The 21,171-nt window shown below is 70.2% G+C and carries 23 protein-coding genes; 13 read left to right on the top strand and 10 right to left on the bottom strand.

Translation table 11 applies throughout. The annotated features are described in order from the left end of the window. Positions 1-110: 110 nt before the first annotated feature. The 5 genes from OG714_RS14030 to OG714_RS14010 all read right to left on the bottom strand — a co-directional run bounded on the left by OG714_RS14030 (position 111) and on the right by OG714_RS14010 (position 4,839). The gene (locus OG714_RS14030; RefSeq protein WP_406121008.1) at positions 111-881 is read right to left on the bottom strand and encodes a DUF4142 domain-containing protein; all 771 of its coding nucleotides are present in this window, start codon (positions 879-881) and stop codon (positions 111-113) included. Between the two features lie 124 nt (positions 882-1,005). Continuing rightward, a complete protein-coding gene (locus OG714_RS14025) occupies positions 1,006-2,358 on the bottom strand; it encodes a DUF692 domain-containing protein (protein WP_406121006.1) in 1,353 nt (450 codons plus the stop codon). A 157-nt stretch (positions 2,359-2,515) separates the two neighbouring features. Next, positions 2,516-3,304 (bottom strand): DUF4142 domain-containing protein, encoded by a 789-nt coding sequence (locus tag OG714_RS14020; RefSeq protein ID WP_406121004.1) that lies wholly within the window; start codon positions 3,302-3,304, stop codon positions 2,516-2,518. 136 nt (positions 3,305-3,440) lie between these two features. Further along, positions 3,441-4,052, bottom strand: a complete 612-nt coding sequence (locus OG714_RS14015; protein WP_406121002.1) for a TIGR03086 family metal-binding protein — start codon at positions 4,050-4,052, stop codon at positions 3,441-3,443. Between the two features lie 103 nt (positions 4,053-4,155). Beyond that, entirely contained in the window at positions 4,156-4,839 is a 684-nt protein-coding gene (locus tag OG714_RS14010; RefSeq protein ID WP_406121000.1) for a TetR/AcrR family transcriptional regulator, read from the bottom strand. Between the two features lie 54 nt (positions 4,840-4,893). Here OG714_RS14010 and OG714_RS14005 point away from each other — a divergent pair, with 54 nt between their 5' ends. The 9 genes from OG714_RS14005 (at position 4,894) to OG714_RS13965 (ending at position 13,564) form a co-directional block, all read left to right on the top strand. Beyond that, on the top strand, positions 4,894-5,340 hold the full coding sequence (locus tag OG714_RS14005; protein WP_406120998.1) for a hypothetical protein: 447 nt from the start codon (positions 4,894-4,896) through the stop codon (positions 5,338-5,340). A 150-nt stretch (positions 5,341-5,490) separates the two neighbouring features. Beyond that, positions 5,491-6,315 (top strand): ABC transporter ATP-binding protein, encoded by an 825-nt coding sequence (locus OG714_RS14000; RefSeq protein WP_406120996.1) that lies wholly within the window; start codon positions 5,491-5,493, stop codon positions 6,313-6,315. Positions 6,316-6,332: 17 nt separating this feature from the next. Next, on the top strand, positions 6,333-7,211 hold the full coding sequence (locus OG714_RS13995) for an ABC transporter permease (RefSeq protein WP_406120994.1): 879 nt from the start codon (positions 6,333-6,335) through the stop codon (positions 7,209-7,211). 136 nt (positions 7,212-7,347) lie between these two features. Beyond that, positions 7,348-8,457, top strand: a complete 1,110-nt coding sequence (locus OG714_RS13990) for an ABC transporter substrate-binding protein (protein WP_406120992.1) — start codon at positions 7,348-7,350, stop codon at positions 8,455-8,457. Positions 8,458-8,497: 40 nt separating this feature from the next. Further along, complete coding sequence (locus OG714_RS13985) at positions 8,498-9,559, top strand: LLM class flavin-dependent oxidoreductase (protein WP_406120990.1); 1,062 nt, start codon at positions 8,498-8,500, stop codon at positions 9,557-9,559. Next, on the top strand, positions 9,559-10,218 hold the full coding sequence (locus tag OG714_RS13980; RefSeq protein ID WP_406120988.1) for a cysteine hydrolase family protein: 660 nt from the start codon (positions 9,559-9,561) through the stop codon (positions 10,216-10,218). Before OG714_RS13985 ends, OG714_RS13980 begins: the two co-directional genes overlap by 1 nt. Then, on the top strand, positions 10,215-11,549 hold the full coding sequence (locus tag OG714_RS13975) for an NtaA/DmoA family FMN-dependent monooxygenase (RefSeq protein WP_406120986.1): 1,335 nt from the start codon (positions 10,215-10,217) through the stop codon (positions 11,547-11,549). Before OG714_RS13980 ends, OG714_RS13975 begins: the two co-directional genes overlap by 4 nt. 46 nt (positions 11,550-11,595) lie before the next feature. Further along, positions 11,596-12,996 carry an MFS transporter gene (locus OG714_RS13970; protein ID WP_406120984.1) on the top strand — a complete coding sequence of 467 codons (1,401 nt, stop codon included), beginning with the start codon at positions 11,596-11,598 and terminating at the stop codon, positions 12,994-12,996. A gap of 49 nt (positions 12,997-13,045) precedes the next feature. Continuing rightward, positions 13,046-13,564: a flavin reductase family protein gene (locus OG714_RS13965; RefSeq protein WP_406120982.1), complete on the top strand. Its 519-nt coding sequence runs from the start codon at positions 13,046-13,048 to the stop codon at positions 13,562-13,564. Positions 13,565-13,576: 12 nt separating this feature from the next. Here the strand turns inward: OG714_RS13965 and OG714_RS13960 are convergent, their stop codons facing one another. Next, positions 13,577-14,446, bottom strand: coding sequence for a DUF2236 domain-containing protein (locus OG714_RS13960; protein ID WP_406120981.1), 870 nt, complete (start codon positions 14,444-14,446; stop codon positions 13,577-13,579). 196 nt (positions 14,447-14,642) lie between these two features. On the opposite strand from OG714_RS13960, the gene OG714_RS13955 reads away from it, so the two are divergent. Both OG714_RS13955 and OG714_RS13950 read left to right on the top strand, forming a co-directional pair. Then, positions 14,643-15,287 (top strand): methyltransferase family protein, encoded by a 645-nt coding sequence (locus OG714_RS13955; RefSeq protein WP_406120979.1) that lies wholly within the window; start codon positions 14,643-14,645, stop codon positions 15,285-15,287. A gap of 408 nt (positions 15,288-15,695) precedes the next feature. Beyond that, positions 15,696-16,277, top strand: coding sequence for a cation:proton antiporter (locus OG714_RS13950; RefSeq protein ID WP_406120977.1), 582 nt, complete (start codon positions 15,696-15,698; stop codon positions 16,275-16,277). Between the two features lie 182 nt (positions 16,278-16,459). Here OG714_RS13950 and OG714_RS13945 read toward each other — a convergent pair whose 3' ends face one another. After that, the gene (locus tag OG714_RS13945; RefSeq protein WP_406120976.1) at positions 16,460-17,191 is read right to left on the bottom strand and encodes a peptidyl-tRNA hydrolase; all 732 of its coding nucleotides are present in this window, start codon (positions 17,189-17,191) and stop codon (positions 16,460-16,462) included. A 153-nt stretch (positions 17,192-17,344) separates the two neighbouring features. Between OG714_RS13945 and OG714_RS13940 the strand changes: the two genes are divergently transcribed. Beyond that, positions 17,345-18,220: an ATP-binding cassette domain-containing protein gene (locus tag OG714_RS13940; protein WP_406120974.1), complete on the top strand. Its 876-nt coding sequence runs from the start codon at positions 17,345-17,347 to the stop codon at positions 18,218-18,220. Positions 18,221-18,234: 14 nt separating this feature from the next. Continuing rightward, the gene (locus OG714_RS13935; protein WP_406131816.1) at positions 18,235-18,906 is read left to right on the top strand and encodes an ABC transporter; all 672 of its coding nucleotides are present in this window, start codon (positions 18,235-18,237) and stop codon (positions 18,904-18,906) included. On the opposite strand, the gene OG714_RS13930 is transcribed toward OG714_RS13935, so the two are convergent. The 3 genes from OG714_RS13930 to OG714_RS13920 form a co-directional block, all read right to left on the bottom strand. Next, on the bottom strand, positions 18,898-19,041 hold the full coding sequence (locus OG714_RS13930) for a hypothetical protein (RefSeq protein WP_317888587.1): 144 nt from the start codon (positions 19,039-19,041) through the stop codon (positions 18,898-18,900). The genes OG714_RS13935 and OG714_RS13930 overlap by 9 nt on opposite strands. 39 nt (positions 19,042-19,080) lie before the next feature. Continuing rightward, entirely contained in the window at positions 19,081-19,923 is an 843-nt protein-coding gene (locus OG714_RS13925) for a polysaccharide deacetylase family protein (RefSeq protein WP_406120972.1), read from the bottom strand. Between the two features lie 119 nt (positions 19,924-20,042). Further along, a complete protein-coding gene (locus tag OG714_RS13920; protein WP_406120970.1) occupies positions 20,043-21,164 on the bottom strand; it encodes an NADAR family protein in 1,122 nt (373 codons plus the stop codon). Positions 21,165-21,171: the final 7 nt, after the last annotated feature.

The following is a 21,171-nucleotide window of genomic DNA, read 5'->3' as shown; positions in this document are numbered from 1 at the left end:
TTCTATGCCAAGGGCCCAACGTGACGCCATGCCTTGTTCACAATCCGGACGGAGCGTTGTCGGTATGTGACGTTCCGAATGTCCGGAAACGAACCACGGCCGAAACGTTTCTACGGCTGCGCCGACGCCGGTGGGCTGGAGGCGGCCGGCGGGAGGGTGTAGGTCGGGGAGACCGACGGGGTCAGCGGGACGATCTGGCCGGGGTCGGCGGCGGCGGAGACGCTGGGCACGGGCGAACTCGACGCGGCCATGTCCCGGGCCAGCGTGCCGAAGTCGACGTACCCGGTGGCCTCCAGGACCTTGATGTGGTCCAGGACGGTCGTGTTCGCGTCGTCGGCGAGGGCGCGGACCAGGGAGTTCTGGGTGGTGGCGCGGACCTGCGCGACCACCGTGAACACCTTGCCGTGCGCGAGGCGCAGGATGTTGGCGAACTTCCGGTCGAAGTCCACGCCCTGCGCCGCGTTGAGCGTGGCGAGCCACTGCTGTTGCTGCGCGTTGGGCTGGTTGGGCAGCGGCAGCCCGAGCCGGGCGGCGACATCACGCACCCGCTCGTCCAGGAACGTGTGCCCGTCGATGAGGTGCTGCCCCGCCGTCCGTACGGCCGCGGTGGTGCCCTTCTCCTCGGCCTGCTGACCGGCCGGCAGCTCCCACAGCCCGGCCAGCCGGACCCTCGTGACGAAGTCCCGGTCCAGGGCGGACAACGGCCCGTACTGCGTCGTCACGGTCTGGTCGCTGAGCACGCTCGCACCGGTCGTCCCGGACCGGTCGGCGTAGGACCAGACCGGGAAGACCAGCGCGGCCAGGGTCGCGGTCAGGCCCACGACGATGACGCCGGTGCCACTGAATATGCCTCGGCCTTGTACCGGGGGTCGCGGTCGCATGGGTGCCTCCTGTTACGGCACCGCACGTGAGTGTGCTTTCTGTGCGCTTCTCGTGCGGGACCGCAATATTACTGCGGAGTCACTGTCACCTTCCAAGGCCCCTGGTCGGCGCCGGACCGACCCCTCAACGGCGCAGCAGCACCCGCCGGGTGGCGCGGGCGAGCCGGACCGCGGGCCGCGAAGAACGCGGGGCAGGACCCGAGCGCTCCAGCCACCACTCCCGCAACTCCCGCCGCACCTCGGCGTCCTCGGGCCCGCCGGAGAGCAGCACCTGCCCCGCGAAGTCCAGCGCGTCACGCCGGTAACCGCCGGTCATCGGGTGCGAGTGCGCGTACGCGAGGAAGGCCGGCCGGTACAAGTCGCCGAGGATCACCGGCAGTTCGGGAGCCACCTTGGCCACGACATCGGCCCGCTTCACCCCGAGCGCCCGCGCCTGCACACCGAGCCGCATCCGGTCGAACCCGTCGGGGACGGGCGTACCGGCGACCAGGGCGGAGAGCAGGGCGGTCTGGGCCAGCGCGACGCGTTGGCGGGCGCAGTCGGAGGACCGCGGTGCGGCCGGGGGAGTGGCGACGGTGCCGGTGGCCTCGGGCGTGGATGCCGCCGCCCGTGCCGCCTCCCGTGCGGGCACCCGGCTCGCGGCGGACCGCGCCCACCCCTTGGTCAGCGCCCCCTGAATAGCCTCCAACTCCCGCTCCAGCACGGCCGGTTCGGGGAAGTTGTCGTCGCGCTCCAGCAGCACTCCCGGCGGGGAGACGCGGGACGCGAGGTCGGTCAGGATGGCGAGGACCTGGGCGGGGACCGGGTGGGCGTGGGTGTCGTGCCAGACGCCGTCGCGCTCGACGCCGCCCGCGACATGGACGTACGCGATGGCCTCGACGGGGAGTCCGGCGAGGGCCTTGGCCGGGTCCTCGCCGCGGTTGACGTGGTTGGTGTGCAGGTTGGCGACGTCGATGAGGAGCCGTACGCCGGTGCGGTCGGCCAGTTCGTACAGGAACTGGCCCTCGGTCATCTCCTCGCCGGGCCAGGCCAGCAGCGCGGCGATGTTCTCGACCGCGAGGGGTACGGGCAGCGCGTCCTGGGCGATGCGGACGTTCTCGCAGAGCACGTCGAGGGCGTCCCAGGTGCGCGGTACGGGCAACAGGTGGCCCGCTTCGAGGAGCGGGGACGCGGTCAGGGAGCCGCCCGCGCGGACGAACGCGATGTGCTCCGTGACCAGCGGCGCGCCCAGCGCCTCGGCCCGCTCGGCGAGCGCCGTCAGCCTGCCCTCGTCCGGCCGGTCGGCGCCGCCGAGGCCGAGGGAGACGCCGTGCGGGATCACGGTCACGCCGCGCTCGCGCAGCCGTATCAGCGAGTCGGGGAGGTGGCCGGGGCAGACGTTCTCGGCCACGGCCTCGACCCAGTCGATGCCCGGCATGCGCTCCACGGCGTCCGCGATCTCCGGCCGCCAGCCGATGCCCGTTCCCAGTCGCTCCATCGTCCGTCCCCGTTCTCCAGGCAAGCCATGAACTCCACAAGTCCGCCGTTCGGTGTGACGGGGGTATCGCCCACGGGCCGGGCCCCGAACCTCGGCCGCGTCACTTCAGAGCAACATTTGAGGTTCGGGGCCGGGACCTGGACGGCCGGGGCAGGCCCTAGCCCAGCACGCCGTTCGAGTCGACCGGATCCGGTCGGCCGGTGTTGACCGTGCCCGGTGCGCCCGGGGACGGCCGTGAGGTGGTGCCGATGTTCGGGCTCGCCTCGGCGACCGGTGCCGAGGGCGCCACTTGGCCGGGTACGGGTGCCGCGGGGCCGGTCGGGCTGGCGGTCGAGGCATTCGCGATTCCGTTGGCGATCGCGTCGAAGTCGACCCGCCCGGTCTTCTCCAGCACCGTGATGTGGTCCAGCACGGTCTGGTTGGTGTCCGAGGCCAGCTGCCGCACGAGGGTGTTGCGCGTGCTGTTCCGTACGGCGCCGATGGCCGGGAAGATCTTGCCGTGCGCGGCCCGCAGCAGGTTGACGAACTTGTACTCGTACTCGGCGCCGGTCGCCGCGCTCATCTCCCGCAGCCAGCCCTGCTGTTGCTCGTTCGGCACATTGGGCAGCGCGACATTGAGCTGGGCGGCGACGATCCGCACCCGCTTGTCGAGGTCGGTGTGGCCGACGATGAGATGGTCCCCGGCCTCCTTGATCGCCTGGCTGGGCGCCCGCTCGATCGCCTGCTGCCCGGCCGGCAGCTCCCACAGCCCGGCCAGCCGCACCCGCACGATCAGATCCCGGTCGGCGGCCGTCAACGGCCCCCACTCGGTGTTCACGGTGCCCGCCGCCACATTCGCCTGCCCGGTGCCCGCCCGGTCGGCGTACGACCACACGGGAAAGACGAGCGCACCGGTGGTGGCGAAAATGGTCGCGATGAACACAGCCGTACCGTTGATACGACGCAAGGGAGCCTCCCGGGGAAACCAACTGGTCGTTGGAGAAGTTGACGCTTGGCCAGTAGTGCCAGGAGGTACGCACGGGGCGGTTTCCTTGTTCAAAGGGAGGGCAGCTTTGCTCAAAGGGAAGGCAAAGGAAGTGAGTTCAGTGGCTCTTCGTGGGCCAGTGCTCCGGGGTCCGGCCCAGCAGTCGTAGCGTCTCGTCGAGCGGGCCCGCCTCCGGGGGTGTGTCGAGCGGCGGGGCGAAGGCGAAGCCCGGTCCGCGCACGGCCGGGTCGGTGGGCACCAGTTGGGCCACCACCAGCGCGATGTCCAGGACGTCGTCCGACAGGTCCAGCGCTACGCCGAGTGCGGCGGCGACGTCCCAGGCGTGGACGACGTAGTCGATGAAGTGGAAGCCGATCGCCGTCCGCCCGGGGAAGCTCGCGCCCAGCTCCGGCAGGGCGAACTCCCGCCCGGTGGCGCCGGGTTCGGCGAACGCGGCGAGCACGGCCGTGGCCGCCGCGCGGTGCGTGCGGGCCGGCTCGCTCATGTCCTCCGGCTCCCGCCAGTACGCCCTGTCCCCACCCGCACCGTGCGCGGCGGCCGCGAACCCGTGATGCTGCGCGGCCATGTGCGCCACGAGCCGCCGCAGGTCCCACCCCGCGCAGGGGGTGTCCCGCTCCCAGTCCTCCTCCTGCGCCAACTCCACTACGCGCAGAGCCTCGTACACGGCGATCCGGTCGAGCTCGACGATGTCCGTTCCGGTGGCTGTCATGGGGCTTGAGCCTAAAACTGTGCGAACGGTCGTGCTACTTGTTTTCGGCCGAAATGGGGGAGGGGGAATGTGCTGCCTGTGGGGAGGTGAAATGCCTTGTGTGTCAGGGGACTTGAGGAGCCGCCGACGGGTCCGTGGCCGCGCAGCGCAGGCGGGCCGCTATGCCGACACGGGCCCTGCGGTACGCGGTCTCCTCGTCGTGCAGTACGGAGACCGCGTTCGACGTCTCCATCAACGCGACGATCTCGAAGGCGAGTTGGGGTATGTCGGTGTCGGCCCGCAACTCGCCCGCGTCCCGGGCCTCGGCGGCCGTCCGCTCCACGAAGGCCGTCCAGTCCCGCTGCGCGCCCACCACCGCGTCGTGCACCGGACCGGAGCGGGCGTCGAACTCGGCGATGACCTCGTAGAAGAAACAGCCGCCCGGGAAGACCCGCCCGCGCGAGTACTCCAGCCACAGTTCGCACAGCCGCCACAACCGGCCCACCCCGGGCGGGACTTCGACGGCGGGCCCGATGACCCTCTCCGTGTAGATGCGGGCCGCCTCGCGCACGGTGGCCAGCTGGAGTTCCTGCTTGGAGCCGAAGAGCGCGAACACCCCGCTCTTGCTGAGCCGCAGTTCGGTGGCCAACCGGCCCACGGACAGCGCCTCCAGGCCCTCCACGGAGGCGATGTCGACGGTGCGGCGCAGGACGAGTCGCCGGGTGCGGTTGCCCCGCTCGACCCGGCCGTCGAGTCGTGTCATACCCGCATCCTCGTCAGGTGTCCTTGTCGCTCCGCCGGATCTCATGGTGGTCCACCCTAAGCAACACGGGGGAAACGGACCCTTCCTAGGATGCGGCGGATGCACCTGATCGTCCTGGACGCCCCCACCGAGTGGAGCCGGTTCGCCGAGGGGTCTGTCGAGCGCCGCATGCTGCTCGCGCTCGGCGACCACCTCGGTACGCCGCTGCGCCCGAAGCCGCTCATGCTGCCCGACGGCAGCCGGGTCGAGGTCGAGGGGATCGACGCCTCCTGCCGCGTGCTCGTCCAACTGGTCGGCAACCAGGGTGCGTACAAGCCCGCGTACCGCAACAAGGTCATGGCGGACATGTTCAAACTGCTCTGGCTGCGGGACTCCGTACCGACCGCCGAGCGCGCGGTGCTGCTGGTCACCGAGCTGATCGTGCAGGCCCTCGGCGGCTGGGTGGCGCGCGCCGCGGCGGACCTCGGGATCGAGATCCACGTGTTCGACGGCGGCGCGGTCGCCCCGCTGCGCCTCCCGTCGCGGCCAGACGTAAAACGCCCGTAACAGTCAACTGCGCTGTCCCGAAACACAATCTTCCTACGGTCGGGGGCACCTAAGCGGATTTCCGCGTGGCAGTCAGTCGCACTCGCTACGCACGCTCTCCGACTTCCAGGATCGGGCACTTGTGCCCGCGACATGGATGGGAGCGTGAAGGTGACTGGTACGCCAGCACTCCAACTGCGGTCGGTACGACGGGTCTACGGCTTCGGGTCCGCCGCGACCACGGCCCTCGACGACGTCCACCTGACGGTGCCGTCGGGCCGCTTCGTCAGTCTCATCGGCCCCAGCGGCTGCGGAAAGTCCACCCTGCTGCGTCTCGTCGCCGGCCTCGAACAGCCGGACCTCGGCCAGGTGTCGGTGCACGGGGTGACGCCTGCGGAGGCGTGCGCGGCCAAGATGATCGGGCTCGTGCCGCAGAGTCCCGCGCTGCTGCCGTGGCTGTCCGTCCTGCGCAACGTCACGCTGCCGCAGAAGATCAACCGCGGCGCCGGCAAACGCCGTGAACGCATCGCCGACTTCGCCGAGCGGCAGACGGCCGCTCCCGACATGAGGGAACTCCTCGTCAAGGCCGGTCTCGGCGACGCCCTGCACAAGCTCCCGGCCCAGTTGTCCGGCGGCATGCGCCAACGCGCCGCGATCGTGCGGGCGTTCGGCCTGCGACCCGACGTGCTCGTCATGGACGAACCCTTCTCGGCGCTCGACGAGTTCACCCGCGAGAGCCTTCAGGACCAACTCCTCGACCTCTGGGAGGAGTTGAGGACGACCGTCCTGTTCGTCACCCACTCCGTCTCCGAAGCCGTACGGCTCTCCGACTCCGTCGTCGTCATGGCGCCGAACCCCGGTCGCATCGTCGAGAGCATCGACATCGACCTGCCCCGGCCGCGCGGTGAACGGCTCTTCGGGGAACGGCGGTTCCACGAGTACGAGGACCTGGTGAGAGAGCGGCTGCGGCGCGCCTGGCACAGCGAAGCCGCGTGAGTGGGGGCGTGAGGGACATGACAGTAGCCGACGAACGCACCACCGACGCCCCGGCGGCCGGTACGGCCGGTGCCACCGGGAAGCAGCCGCCCGCCGAACCGTCCCGCTTCAGTCTGAAGCACCCGAGGTCGCGGATCGCGTGGATCCGGCCGGCCGTATGGCTGCCCCTCGTCGTGATGCTGGTGCTCCTTGCCGGGCTCTGGCACTGGGGGGCCGGGCAACTTCCTTATCTGCTGCCGCCGTTGTCCGATGTCGGTGGCTCTCTCTCCGATGAACTCGGGTACTACGTCCACAACGCCCTGGTGACCCTTGGTGAGGCTACGGCCGGGCTGGGGATGGGGTTCGTCGGGGCGTTCGTCCTCGCGGTGCTGACGAGTGAACTTCCGTTGGTGCGGCGGGCGGTGATGCCGGTCGCCGTCGTCCTCAATGTCACGCCGCTGGTTGCGATCGCGCCGGCGCTTGTCGTGGCTTTCGGCTTCGGGCCGATGCCCAAGCTGATCATCACCGGGCTGATCTGTTTCTTCCCGATCCTCATCAACACGGCTACGGGGTTGAGGTCTGTTCCTCAGCAGGTGTTGCAGGTCTATCGGACGATGGACGCCAGCCGGGTCGAGTTGCTGTGGCATGTGCGTGTGCCGAATGCGTTGCCGTATCTCTTTGCCGCGCTGCGTATCGTCTTTCCGCTGTCGATCATCGGGGCGGTGGTGGCGGAGATGTCGGCGTCGGGGTCCACGGGGGGATTGGGCACCGCGATCAGTGTGGCCTCCTCCATGAATCAACTCCCAGTTGTTTACGCCTCGATCTTCGTGCTTGCGCTTATGGGCGTGCTGTTGTTGCTCGCGGTGACTGTCGTTGAGCGGCGCGTGCTGCATTGGCACGACAGCAATCAGGACTAAGCGCTGCGCGGCTCGGTCGTCATTTGGCTGCGGGCCGGTGGGGGCTGGTCGCGCAGTTCCCCGCGCCCCTGAAGGGGTGCCTGCCTGGGCCCTCGTTCATCAATTCACCGGCTCTTCAGCCAGTTTGGAGTCACCCATGTCTCGCTATCGCCTCACCAGATCCACCCTCGTCGCCGCCGTGTTGGTGCTCGGAGTCGCAGGATGTGGCTCCGGCTCGGACGACAGCACCTCCGCGGGCTCGGCAGGTTCCGCGATTTCCGCGAAGCGGTGTGCCGAGAACAAGGCCGCCGGGAAGATCACGTATCTCTCCGGGTACCAGTTCCAGTCCTCCGTCTCGATCCTCGAATACATCGCCGCCGCCAAGTTGGGGTATTTCAAGGACCTTTGCCTCACCGTCGATCTCAAGCCGGGCAGCGGCGACACCGCGCAGAACACCAAGTTGCTCGCCGGTGGACAGGCGACTGTGTCCGCGATCTCCGAGCAGGACCTGATCCAGGCGCAGGCCAACGGCATTGACATCAAGGGGATTTCCTCGTACTCGAATGCCGGGCTCGACATTCTGATGACGAACAAGGACATCACCAAGCTGACCCAGCTCGACGGGAAGGTGGTCGGGCACAAGGGGTACGTCCCCGCCACCGTCGAGGCGATGCTGGTCAAGGCCGGGGTCAAGTGGGACTCGCTCAAGCTGGTCAAGGAGGGATACGACCCCTCCGTGCTGCCTCGCAAGCAGGGCGGCCTCGAAGCGCTCACCGGGTTCGTCTCCAACGAGCCGAACCAGCTGAAGGCGGCCGGCAAGGACGTCACCGTGTGGAAGCCGGTCGACTACAAGATCCCGAGCTCGATCGGCGCGATGGCGGTCAACCCGGCCTTCGCCAAGGCGCATCCGCACGCCGTCGAGGACATTCTGCGGGCCGCGCTGCACGCGTACGAGTACTGCTCCGCCAGTGAGGCGCACATCAGCGAATGCGTCGGCTACGCGGCCAAGTTGTCCGGCCCGACCTACGACAAGAAGCTGAACGCGACGATCTGGAAGACCGAGACGCAGGTCGTCAAGGAGAACCCGACGCCCGGACAGCCGCTGGGCGGTGTCGACCCCGACAACGTGGCCCAACTCGTCGCCATGCTGCACCAGTTCAAGATCGTGCCGAGCAGTGTGACCGCCGCCAAGGCGACCGGGTGGTTCGACACGTCCTTCGTCAAGGACATCTACAGCGGCGACAAGCTCGTCTGGCCCGCGCCGTAACAACGCAAGAGACCCGCAGAGCCGTAGAAAGGCGCGTGACGTGTCCGCGAAAGAGTATGGAATCTTCCTTCCCATCGGGAACGGCGGCTGGATGCTGTCCACCACCGCGCCTCATCCCGAGGCGACCTACGCGTACAACAAGCGTGCCGCCGTGCACGCGGAGAGCATCGGGCTCGACTTCGTGATGTCGATGGCCAAGTGGCGTGGTTTCGGCGGGAGTACGGACCACTGGGGCCGCTCGCTGGAGTCGATGACGATGATGGCGGCGCTCGCCGAGGCGACCAGCCGGGTCAAGATCTGGGCGACCCTGCACGCGAATATCCACAATCCCGCCGTCGCGGCGAAGATGCTCACCACCCTTCAGGACATTTCCGGTGGCCGCGCCGGGATGAACATCGTGAACGGTTCGTACGCGGGGGAGTTCGAGCAATTCGGGGACTGGGACCCGGAGTTGAGCCACGAGGACCGTTACCGGATGACGGAGCTGTGGGCGGAGGCGGTCACCCGGCTGTGGACCGAGGACTCGGTCACCATGCGCACCCCGTACTTCGACCTCGTCGACTGCGAGTCCCGTCCGCATCCGGCGACCCGGCCGACCATCATCAGCGCGGGCCGGTCCGAGGACGCGCGGCGGTTCCAGGCCCGGTACGCCGACGGTGCCTTCCTCGCCGCCGACAGCCTCGACGACATGCGGTCGCTCTCCGCCGATGTGCACGCACGGGCGAAGGCCAACGGCCGTGCCTGCAAGACGTATTCGATGCTCACCGTCGTCCAGGACGACACCGACGAACTGGCCGTCAAGAAGGTGAAGGAGTGGGGCGCGGGCGTAGACCGCGAGGCCCTCGCCCATATGCGGCACACCTGGGGCGTCCCCGCGGACCAGGCCCGCGCGTGGGCCGACGGCGCCAACGGGGAGGCGGCCTTCCAGACGCCGTACGTCGCCGGTTCGACCCGTACGGTCACCGAGCACATCGAGTACATCGTGCGGGAGGCCGACCTCGACGGACTCATGCTGATCTTCCCGGAGTACGACGAGGACATGCTGCTGTTCGGCGAGACCGTGCTGCCCGAACTGCGCGCCCGCGACGAGGTGGCGGCCTGATGTCCGACCTGCGGGACAGACAACTCGCCCAGCTCGCGGGGGCGTTCAGCAGGCCCGCGCTCGTCGTGGTCGACGTACAACGCGACTTCGCCGATCCGGACCGACTGGGGGCGTACGGCCTGACGGACACGGCGCTGGCAACCCTCGACCGGACGGTCACCCGGATCGCCGAGCTCGTCGACACCGCGCGCGCCGCCGAAGTGCCGGTCGTCTGGGTGGAGTTGGGCAGCGACCCGGCGCGGCCGTGGCGGTCGAGCAACTGGCTGCGCGAGGGCGACTACGCCGCACCCATGAGCCCGGACGAGCCGTGCCGCGTCGGCACACCCGGCGCCGAGTGGTATCGAATGCGGCCGGAGGAGGGGGAGTCGCGGGTCGTCAAGCGCGGCTACAGCGGCTTCCTCGGCACCGATCTCGACGCGCGGCTGCGCGCCGCCGGCCACGACTGGCTCACCGTCGTCGGCCTGACCAGCGAGTGCTGCGTGTACGCCACCGCCCAGGACGCCGTCCAACTCGACTGGCCCGTCGTCGTACCGCAGGACGCGACGACCGCCTATGACCACCACGTCAACGCCGCCGCCCTGTTCCAACTGGGCCTGAACGTCGCCGTGTTGAGCGACGCGGACGAAGTGGCCGAGCTGTGGAAGAAGGCCGCGCGATGACCGGAATGCACATCGGCTACGACCTCTCCTTCACCCACACCGAAGGCGCCTGGGCTCGACAGGGCTCCTGGATCGGGCGGGACTTCCCGGACGTCCGTATGTTCATGGAGCTGGCGCAGACCGCCGAACGCGCGGGCGTGGGCCTGCTGTTCTTCGGTGACGGCAGCGGCATCCCCAGCACCTGGCGGGGCAGCATCGCACCGGCCGTGGAGTGGGGCATCCAGTGGCCGCGCCACGACATGGCGCCGGTGATCGCCGCGATGTCCACGGTGACGGAGAAGGTCGGCTTCGGGCTGACGTACTCCTCGACGTTCATGCATCCCTTCTACGTGGCCCGGCTGTTGAACTCGCTCGACCATGTGACCGGCGGCCGGATCGCGTTCAACGTGGTCGCCTCCACACGCGGCGCCGACGCGGCCAACTACGGGTTCGCCGAGCTGATGGACCACGACCTGCGCTACGAGCGGATGGAGGAATTCGTCGACGTCTGCCGGGCGTTGTGGGACTCCGTCGCGCCGGACGCCATCGTCCGCGACCGGAGCACGGGCCGGTTCGCCGACCCCGAGAAGGTGCACCCCATCGACCACGACGGGATCTTCTTCACCGTCAAGGGTCCGCTCGCGTCCGTACCCGGCCCGCAGTACCACCCGCTCATCGTCCAGGCGGGCAACTCGCCCCGGGGCATCGCCGCTTCGGCCCGCTTCGCCGACCTCGTCTTCGGCTTCGGCGGCAACCTCGCCGGCCAGCAGCGCCACCGGAAGCTGCTCGACGAGGCGCTCCTGGCCGAGGGGCGGGACCCGGAACACGTGGGCATCCTGTGGGCGACCCAGGTGATCGTCGGCCGTACGAAGGCCGAGGCGCTGGCACGCTGCGAGGCGGTGCACGAGTTCTGGAACGAGGAGGCCGTCGCCACCTACCTGTCGCACAACGCCGGTTACGACTTCTCGACGCTTCCGGCATCTTTCCAACTGGGTGAACTGCGCGACGAGTTGGCGGCGGCCAACGCGAGTCCCGCGGGGATCGTCGGCTCGCTCGTCGCGGAGTTCGGCGCGGACCACACCATGAGCCGCAGCGAGTTCTTCGCGCACGGACGGGGGCGGGCGACGGGCCTGGACCACAGTGTGGTCGGCGACCCGGCCACCGTGGCCGACGCGTTGGAGGAGAACTTCGCCGCGACCGGATCGCGCGGCGGCTTCATGTTCTCCAGCCCGCTGGCCATGCCCTCCGGCTTCGCCGGGATCAGCGAACTGCTGCTGCCCGAACTGCGCCGCCGCGGTGCGCTCGCGCCGCCGTACCAGGGGCCGACTCTCCGCGAGAACCTGGCAGTTTGAGATGCCTGCGCCGGGTGCGGGTGCGGGTGCGGGCGGGGATGGGGACGTGGGTGCGGGCGTGCGGCGCGACTGGTTCGCACTCGGCAGCCTCTGCACCGGCTTCTTCATGCTCCTGCTGGACAGCACGATCACCTCGGTCGCGCTGCCGTCCCTGATCAGCGGACTGCACGCCGACGAGACCGCCGCGATGTGGGTCAACAGCGGCTATCTCATCGCCTACGCGGTGCCGTTGGTCGTCGCGGGACGACTGGGGGATCGCTACGGTCACCGGCGCGTCCACCTGGTCGGGCTTGCGGCCTTCACGCTCGGGTCGCTGCTGTGCGCAACCGCCGCCTCCATCACGGCACTTGTCGCATGGCGGGTGGTGCAGGGCATCGGTGCCGCGCTGATGACACCGCAGTGCCTGACCCTGATCAAGGCGCTGTTCCGGCCGCCGCGGCTCGCCGTGGCACTAGGGGTCTGGGGCGCGGTCGGCGGAGCCGCGGTGGCCGTCGGACCGCTGCTGGGCGGTTTCCTTGTCGCCGCCGGGGGCTGGCCGGCGGTGTTCTGGGTCAACGTTCCTGTCGGCGTCGGCGCGTTGGTGGCCGTGGCCGTGTTCGTACCGGTCCTGCCGCGACAGGAGGCGCGCATCCCCGTGTGGGCGATCTGCGCGAACGCGAGCGGTGTCGGCGCGCTGGTGATCGGCATCCAGGGCACGGACGCGGCGCGTGGTGAAGTGCTGGGCGTGCCACGGTGGTTGCTCGTCGTCGTGGGTGTGGTGGTCGTCGCGGGTGTGGTGTGGTTCCAGCGCCGGGACGGTCAACGTGCCCTGGTGCCGGTCGAGTTGCTGCGCAGGCGGGGGTTCGTCGTCGCGGCCTGGGCCGGTGCCGCGGCGGCCTTCTGCTCCGGGTCGGCGATGATCCCGCTGATGCTGTACCTCCAGCGGGAGCGCGGGCTCGACGCGGGCGCGGCCGCCCTCACCCTCGTACCGATGGGCGTGGTCTGCCTGTTGGGGGCTCCGGTGTCGGCCCGGCTCAACAACGGGATCGGGTCCCGCGCGGTCGCCGTCATCGGTTCCGGCGCCCTCGTCCTGTCCATCGGGACGTCGGCGGTGCTCGTCGCGACGGACGCCCCGATCGCCGCGCTGACCGCGACCTTCGCGGTGTACGGAGTGGCCAACTCCTTTGTCTGGTCGCCTCTTTCGATCGCGGCGGTGACCTCGGTCGGCCCGGACGAGGTCGGGGCGGCGTCCGGAACCTTCAACGCCATGAAGCAACTCGGCGCTGTGCTGGGCAGCGCGGTGTGCGCGGTTCTGCTGGCCGGGCACGGCTACGCGACGACGCTGGGCGGGCTCGCGGCGGTCGGAGTGCTCTGTCTCCTCGCGTGCGCACTTCTCCGTACCGAGCCTCCCGGCAGCGGACCCCTCGCGGTGTCCGCCGCGCCACAACTACCCACAGGAGTCGCGTGATGAAGCCTGATGAGGCCTCATGAGGCGTAATGCAGACGGGGGTTGCACGATGACGGCCATGGAAGGCCTGGAGAATCTGGACGGCATCACCTCGGACCCCGGGGAGATCACGAGTGCGTTCTCCGGGTTCCCGTCGGGCGTCGCGGCCCTCTCCGCACGCGTCCACGGCGATCCGACCGTCATGATCGTCTCGTCGTTCGCGGTCGGCGTCTCCCACAACCCGCCCATGGTCTCCTTCGCTGCCCAACACACCTCGACCACCTGGCCGTTGCTGTCCCGTGCGCAGGCCATCGGAGTCTCCGTCCTGGGCGAGGGCCACAGCGACAAGGCCCGCCAACTCGGCTCGCGCAGCAAGGCGGGCCGCTTCACCGACCTGCGCACGGTGGAGGCGGAATCCGGCGCGATCTTCCTCGACGGCGCACCGGTGTGGCTGGAGTGCACCGTCGAGCACAGCTATCCGGCCGGCGACCACGACATCATCGTGCTGCGGGTGCTCGCGATGCGGTCCGACGAGGAGAGGAGCCCGTTGGTGTGGCATCGAAGGACCTTGAAGATGCTGGGTAGTTGAGGCGCCTCACCCTCAGGGAGTGCTGCCGGCGGACGGCCCGCGCCGGGTCTGCCGTAGCCGCTGGGGAAGCGGCCTGCGGTAGTCGGGCAGCAGACGCTGGGCGAGGAACGCGCACTTCAGGAAGACGCGGACGGCACGCTCGCGGCGAGGGGAGAGCCAGCCGATCCGATGGAGCCGGCAGACTCGCTCACCGGCGAGATACCGGGTCAGGTCCCTGCCGAACGCCCGTAAGGGGGTGGGGAACCAGTACTCAGCGAAGAACTCCATCATCGCGGTCGCCACCCGGTGGCCGGACTCCGTCTCCTCGTACGGCCGGGACTCAAACTTCAGGGCGAATTCCGTCATCGCGTCCCAGTCCTCCGGGAAGGCCTCGTCGGCCAGCGGGCCGGACTCGCGCACCAGGAGGCGGAAGAGGGTCTGCGCCCAGCGATGCCAGGCGATCCTCATGTTCTCGCTCGTACCCGGCAGGCCGAGCGAGGTCTGGAGACGGTCGGCGGACGTGGCCAGCAGGACCAGGGGATAGACGAAGTCGTCGACGTCGTCGAAGTTGCCGGGCAGGTGAGGCGTTCCGCGGGAGACGGCGAGGTGGATGCGGTTGAGCCGCTCGGCGGCCTCGCGGCCCGCAGCGCTCGACAACCCGTCCACCATCCAGGCCATCAGGAACTTGTTGCCGTCCTCGAAGCGCCGTCGGGGTCGCGTCTCCAGCTTCCCGGTGTGGGCCAGGGTGGCGGCTCCGAAGCCCGGCTGCATCATGCGCATGGTGCCCGGATAGACCATCATCGCCAGCGCGAACTCGGGGACGCGGTGGCCGACGTAGAGCGAGATCATGCGCTCCCAGTCGGTGTCCGGGTCCATCCGGGCCAGCTCGCGGTCGACCCACATGTAGCCACGGTGCACTGTCGGTTCCCCCTCGCGGACTTTCAGAAGGGGGACGCTGCGGCAGGGCTGCCCGATGCCACGATCCGTCGTGATCTGAGTCACTTCAACCGTGCGTCATGGATCTCCACCCGAGGGTGGAGCCGCTGAATCAGCCCGTGGGTGGTGGTGATCGACGCGGGTCGGGGCGCAGCCTTGTGCCATGGGCTCACTACATTCCGCACTCGTCGCTCTCACCGGCATCTGCGCCGCGATCTTCGTCGTGGCCTGGATCGCGGGCGCCGTCTACTTCGGCGTGAAGGGCGAGGCCGGGTCCCGGGGCTGGGCGCAGGGCCTGCGCCGAACCCTGCCGCAACGGGCTCTGCTGATCGCAGGGTGCTGCGCGTTCTCCCTACTGGTCAACCACACTCCGGACTCCTTCTGGCACCACCTCCAGTACTGGCAGCCCGAGCTCGCGATCCTGGGCGCGGTGCTCGCCGTGGCCTCTACCGGTCTGCTGCTGTGGGCCCGTTGGGTGCTGGGCGTCATGTGGGCCAGCATCCCGCTGGTCCACGAACACCACGAACTGCGCACCGAGGGCCCGTACCGAATAGTGCGGCACCCGATCTACACCGGGCTCCTGGGGCTGGTCTTCGGCGGGATGCTGGCCTGCGGTTTCGGTGTGTGGATCGTGTTCCTGGCCGTGGCTGTGCCTTGGCTGCTGCGCCGGGTGCGCATAGAGGACGGGATGATGGCCGGGCAGTTCGGGGCGGCTTACGAGGCGTATCGCGCCCGCGTTCCGGCACTGATCCCGTGGACCCGGCCCGCTCCGGCCGGACCCGGGGCCGTCGACAGCCGGCAGGGGTAGTCCAGGTCGGCCGTGCGGTTGCCACCGGCGTTAATCTCCGCCCGGGGAGCGGAAGTTGCCCGGGGTACCTGTCGGATTGCTGTCATCCCGGTGCCGCTGTTGCCCGCGTCCACAGCTCGTCACTAACGTGCTCATTGGGTTTTCAACGGGAAATCTGTTGGAGGGTCTGCCAATGCCCCTGCCAGAACGCCCAGTTGCGCTGTCCCCGGCCGCCACAGCGACCTTTCCTGAATCGCTCCGCCCGCCAGCTAGGCGCGACCGTTCCGGCTGACCGGCTGACCGGCTGATCGCCCGGCCCGCCACCGCTGACGCGCACCTCACCCGGCCGCCCGTGACCAGGGCACCCTGGCTCACGAACGACACCTCGCAGGAACAGCGCCCGGCCACGACGCGTCGCCGGCCTGGATCGTGAACCGCCCGGGCCTCGGCGACGACACCCGCCTCCTCTTCACGGTCGCCCCGCTGTTCTGCGCGGCCTGGTTCACGGACATCAGCGGCCTGTACTCCGTGTTCGGGGCGTTCTGCGTGGGGATGGCCATGCCGCGCGGCGAGGCGTCCGAACGGCTGGTGCGGACCACCCAGTCCGTCACCCAGGTGGTGTTCGTGCCGATGTTCTTCACCTACTCCGGCCTGAACACCCGGTTCGACGTCTTCTCCGACCCGCCCGTGCTGCTGTTCGGGGCGGCCGCGGTCGTCGTGGCGGTGGTCGGCAAGTTCGGTGGCTGCTGGGCCGCCGCCCGGCTGCGCGGCGAACCCGGCCCGGTGGCCGTCGGGGTCGGCGCCCTGATGAACGCCCGCGGTCTCATGCAGCTGATCGCGCTCAACATCGGGCTGTCGGCCGGCATCGTCAGCGAGGAGCTGTTCACCGCGCTCGTCCTTGTCGCCCTGGTCACCACGGTCATGACGGTTCCGGTGCTGAGCCGGCTGGACCGCCGCGACGCCAGATCCCGGGCAGCGCAGGCGGCACCCGAGGACGAGGACGAGGAGTAGGAGGGGGCGGCGGCGCCGAGTTGAGCGGGCGGACGAAGACCGCGCGGCCCCGAAGGGGCGTCGGCCGACCGGCCGTTGCCCCGGCCGGGCAGGCTCCGACACGGCTGGGCAGGCCGCCGATACGGCCGTACGACTTCCTCGACGGTCGGCGCGGGCGCTTCAGGCGCTTCGGGCGCGTCGGCTCAGCCTCGTCGCCGCAGCGCCGGATGCTCCGCCACGACGGTCGCCGAGCCCGGCACGACCTCGGTGAAGCCGGCGTCCCGGACCAACGGCAGCCCGCTGCCGGTGAGTTCGGCCCACTGGGCGGGGGCGGCGGTGCGGACGGAGAGGGGGAAGCCCGCCTGGCGCCAGGCGGTCCGGTCCTCGTCCGACAGTTCCCACCAGGCCAGTTGGGCACCGTGGCCGGTCTGGGCCATGGTCTTGCCGGCGGACATGTCGAGGTCGGGGTTCAGCCAGAGCACCGGTGCCGTGGGGTCCGCGTCGGCCGGCGGTTCGGGGTCGTCGAGGTCGGTGCCGGAGACCTGGAGCCGGGCCAGGTCCTTGGGCCAGCCGTCGAGCGGTACGGGCGGGAAGACCCGTACCTCCGCGGACTTGCCGGTCACGGTGATGCCCGGCAGCGCCTCGGCCCGCAGCCACTCCGCCCCGCGTGCCCGCCGGACCACCTTCCGGATGCGCGCGTCCTGCCAGTCCCGCATGACCTGCGCCCACTCCCCGTCCCCGACGGCCCGCTCATCACTGAGGATCGTCAACACGGCCCGGGCAGCGGTCTCCAGCGCGTCCGTACGAGCCGGGGGAGCATCCCGCTCGATCCGCACAACAAGGGGCAGCACGAACTGCGGAGCCTCGTCGCGCACGGTGGGCTCATTACGAAACGGGTCGACATCGCCGCCGGAAACGGTGGAATCACTGGTCACAGCCTCCAGTCTGCCAGGCAAAGGAGCGGCTCTTGAAAGCACCGCCATGGGGGACCCACCCAAGGGGCGCGGGGAACTGCGCGACCAGCCACAACGAACCCGCAGTCGCCGAACGACATGTTCACCCGACCTCTCCTGCGAGAGAATGCCCCGATGCGAAGCGATCTACGGCTGAACAACGTCGGCCGCCGCTACGGAATCCACGGCCCCTGGATCCTCCGCGCCGTAAACCTGGAATTGGCGCCCGGAACCCTCACCCGCGTAGACGGCCCCAACGGCACCGGCAAGTCCACCCTCCTCCGCCTACTCGCCCGCATAGACGCCCCCACCGAAGGCAAGATCACCGGCCGCCCCCGCACGGCATACGTCCCCGAACGCTTCCCCCAGGCACTCCCGTTCACCGCCGAGGCGTACCTCACCCACCTAGGCACGGTGCACGGCCTCTCCCGTACGACGGCAGCCCGCTCCGCCGCCGAGTGGCTGGACCGCTTCGGCGCCGGCGCATACGCCCGCACCCCCATGACCCGCCTCTCGAAGGGCAGCAGCCAGAAGGTCGCCGTAGCCCAGGCCCTGCTCGCCGAGCCGGAGTTGCTGGTCCTGGACGAGGCGTGGACCGGCCTGGACGAGGACGCGAGGGCGGAGTTGGAACGGGCCGTAGCGGAACGCACGGCGGCCGGCGGAACCGTCGTCTTCGTCGACCACGACCCGCGCCGCCTCGCGGGGGCACCCGACGCGACGTACACGGTCACGGACGGAACCCTCAACCTCCGTACGGGCAAGCCCACTTCACCGTCCGGACCGCAGGTCGCGCTGGACGTCCAGGGCCCGCCGGGAGGCCAACTCCCGGCTGGGACGGGCCAGTTGCTCACCTCGTCCATGGAGATCACCCCGGGCACGTACCGCCTCACCGTCCCCGCCTCCCACTCGGACGTCCTGCTCCGCGCCCTGCTCGCGGCCCGCCCGCCCTGGCACGTGGTCAGCCTGAACCAGCGTGCGGACCTCCCCCTCGACGACGAAAGCCCCCGGTGACCGTGATGACCGCGATGACGGCCCTCCTGCGCTACCAGGCCGCCCTTCTCCTGCGCTCGCAGCGCTGGCTCCCGCCGTTCATCCTGTACGTCGCGTTCCTGGGCATCGGCGTCCAGGGCGGCCAGCCGGTGCTCGACTCGCTCGGTTACACGGCCGCGGCCCTGCTCCCCGTAGCGGCCTGGCTGGTGCGGATCTGTACGACCAACGAGCCGCCCGCGGCGCGCAGTTGTGTCGCGGCGGCGGTCGGACCCGCGCGGGCGCACCTCGCCTGTCTGCTGGTCGCGCTGATCACCGCGGCCGTGCTCGGCACGGTGGCGACCCTCGTCGTCACGCTGATCAGCGACCCGGCGAGCGCCGATCACCGCACCCGGGTGCCGCTCCCCGCGGCCGGCGCGGCCGGCCTGCTCGCGACCCTGGCCTGCGCCCTGCTCGGCACGGCGGTCGGCGCGCTCACCAACTGGCCGTTGCTGCGCTCACCGGGCCGCGCGGTGCCGGCGATGCTGCTGGCGGCGCTGCTGTCCGTGGTGGTGACCGGTTCCCCGGCGCAGGCGGCCGTCAGCGGTCTGGTCACCGGCTCGCGGTCCGGCACGGTTCCGGTGCCGCTGCTGCCCCTGGCCGGGGCCGCCCTGGTCACGGCGGCCGCGACCGCCGTGACCTGCGCACTCACCTCCCGCCGTTCACCCTGAACAGGCGGTGCGCTGTGCCTCCTGCCACTCGCAGACGGGGCACAGCGTGATCCCCTTGTACGACTCCGGGTACTCGGTCGGTTCCTGGCACAGCACACACTCCGCGTACGCCGGCGCCGGCTCTTCGTCGCTCATGGGACCAGCGTAAGAGGAGCGCGCCAACTTCAGCCGACCTCAGCGGTGCCGGTCCGTGGCCCCGATCAGCTCGGAGACCTTGACGAACCGGTACCCCTTCTTCCGCAGCTCGGGCACGATCGTGCGGACGGCCCGTTCGGTCGCCGGGGCGGCGCTGCGCGTGCAGTGCATGACGACGACCGAGCCGGGCTTCACACCCTCCAGCACCTGCTGGGCCACGGCGTCCGAGTCCGTCGCGAACGCGTCGCCGCTCACCACGTCCCACTGCACCGCCGTGACACCGACCGCGCTCAGCGTCTTCAGCGCCTGCCGGTCGTAACACCCGCCGGGGAAGCGGAAGTACGGCATCGCGTTCGGCACGCCCGCCTTCTTGAAAGCGGTGTACGCCCGCTCCACATCGGCCTTCATCCGGTCCGGGGCGACGGTCGGCAGGCCGTAGCAGTCGCCGGTGAAGGCGTAGTGGCTGTAGGAGTGGTTGGCGATCTCGAACTGCGGGTCCCGTCCGATGGCGCGGGCCTCGGCCGGGTACTCGTCGGCCCACCGGCCCGTCATGAACACGGTCGCCGGCACCTTCAGTGTGCGCAGCGTGGCGATGAGCCGCGGATTGTCGAAGTGCTCGCCCGCCGCCGCGCGCGGCCCCTCATCGGCGGTCATGTCGGCGTCGAAGGTCAGCGCGACGGTCTTGCCGTCCACTCGTGGACCGTTCTTGAAGACCGGGGTCAGACCGGCGGGGCCGGGCGCGAGAGTGGGCGGCCGCGAGACGGCGGCGGTGGGCGCGCTGGGCGCCGGACGGCTGGCGTGGGGCGCCGAGGGGGCCCCGCAGGCGGTGAGCGCGGCGCCGAGTGCACAGGCGGCGGCGACTCGTCGTACTCGAATGGTCACCGAGCGAACGTAACGTAGCGAAAGGGATTATTCGGTTATATGCACCGCTTGGGTCCCCTGCGTCCCTGCGTCCTCTGGGCTCCCCGCGTCCGGCGGATTCCGTGGGTCCGGCGGATTCCCTACGTCTCTCGCGCCAGCACGAGTTCCGACCGCACCAGCTCCAGCAGCCGGCCCACCCAGTTGCGCCCCCGGTCGTCGCGGGCGTGGAGCCAGAACGGCGCGTCCGAGTAGCCGGTGTAGCCGATGCGCGCGTCCTCCGTGCCGAGCAGGACCGCCGCGAGTTCCGGATGCTGGGTGAACTTGGCCCGCAGCAGCCCGGCCATCACCGCGAGCCGCAGCCCGGTCCAGCCGTCCCGCCGTGCGACTTGACCGCCCAGCTCCTGTGCGTCCCGGCCGGCGGGCGCCTCGCGGATACGGGCACGGTCGGCGGGGTCGGCCGCGGACAGGGCCCAGTAACCGTGCAGGACGGACGGGTACGTCTCGCCGTCGTAGGCGATGGGCGCGGGGAAGTCGTTCCGCAGCACGAACAGGTCCGGCTCGGCCGGCCGGCCCCGCGGGTAGACGGTCTGGTGCGAGATGACGGTCGCCCGCCCGGCCGTGACCGGGTCGTCGGCGTGGAGCGCGGCCCGCTGCCGCTCGGCCGCCGCGATCGCCTCAGCCTGGCGGCGGAAGTACTCCAGCCCACTCTCGTGCATCTCCGTGGTCACCAGGGGGCCGTCCCCGTCGACATGCGTGCGCACGTCGGTGAGGAGGATCCGCAGTGGACGGTCCAGGAGGTCCATGTCGCCGAGCACGTAGATGCGCAGATGCTGCGGTACGGCGAGATACGCCGCCCGCAACAGCTCCCGGTTCGCCTCGCTCGGCTCCCGGGCGTAGCGCCCCGCGGCGTCCCAACAGCGCCGTGCGGCGGTCGGCCGGCCGTTCAACTCCTCGACCCGGTCGGCGACTTCCAGCAGAAAACTCTCCTGAGTACGCGGCTCGCCCCACCGGGACTCCCACTTCGACCGCTCATCCAGCTTGACGGGAGCGTCGGGAGGCGTCAGCGCCAACCGGCCCGTGTCCAGGTGTTTCTTCAGGCCGGGCAGGTCCTCGGCGCCGCAGGAGACGCTTCCGTCGGCGTACACGACGAGATCGTCGACGTAGTACTTCGTGCCGAGGTCGTGCCGTCGCCAGACGTGACACCACACCCCGTCGATCCGCTCCCCGTCCACCATCCGGTACGTCGGTCCGTCCCATGCCATGGACGCA

The organism is Streptomyces sp. NBC_00989, assembly GCF_045162655.1.
GTDB lineage: Bacteria > Actinomycetota > Actinomycetes > Streptomycetales > Streptomycetaceae > Streptomyces.
This window is presented reverse-complemented; position numbering and strand designations above follow the sequence as displayed.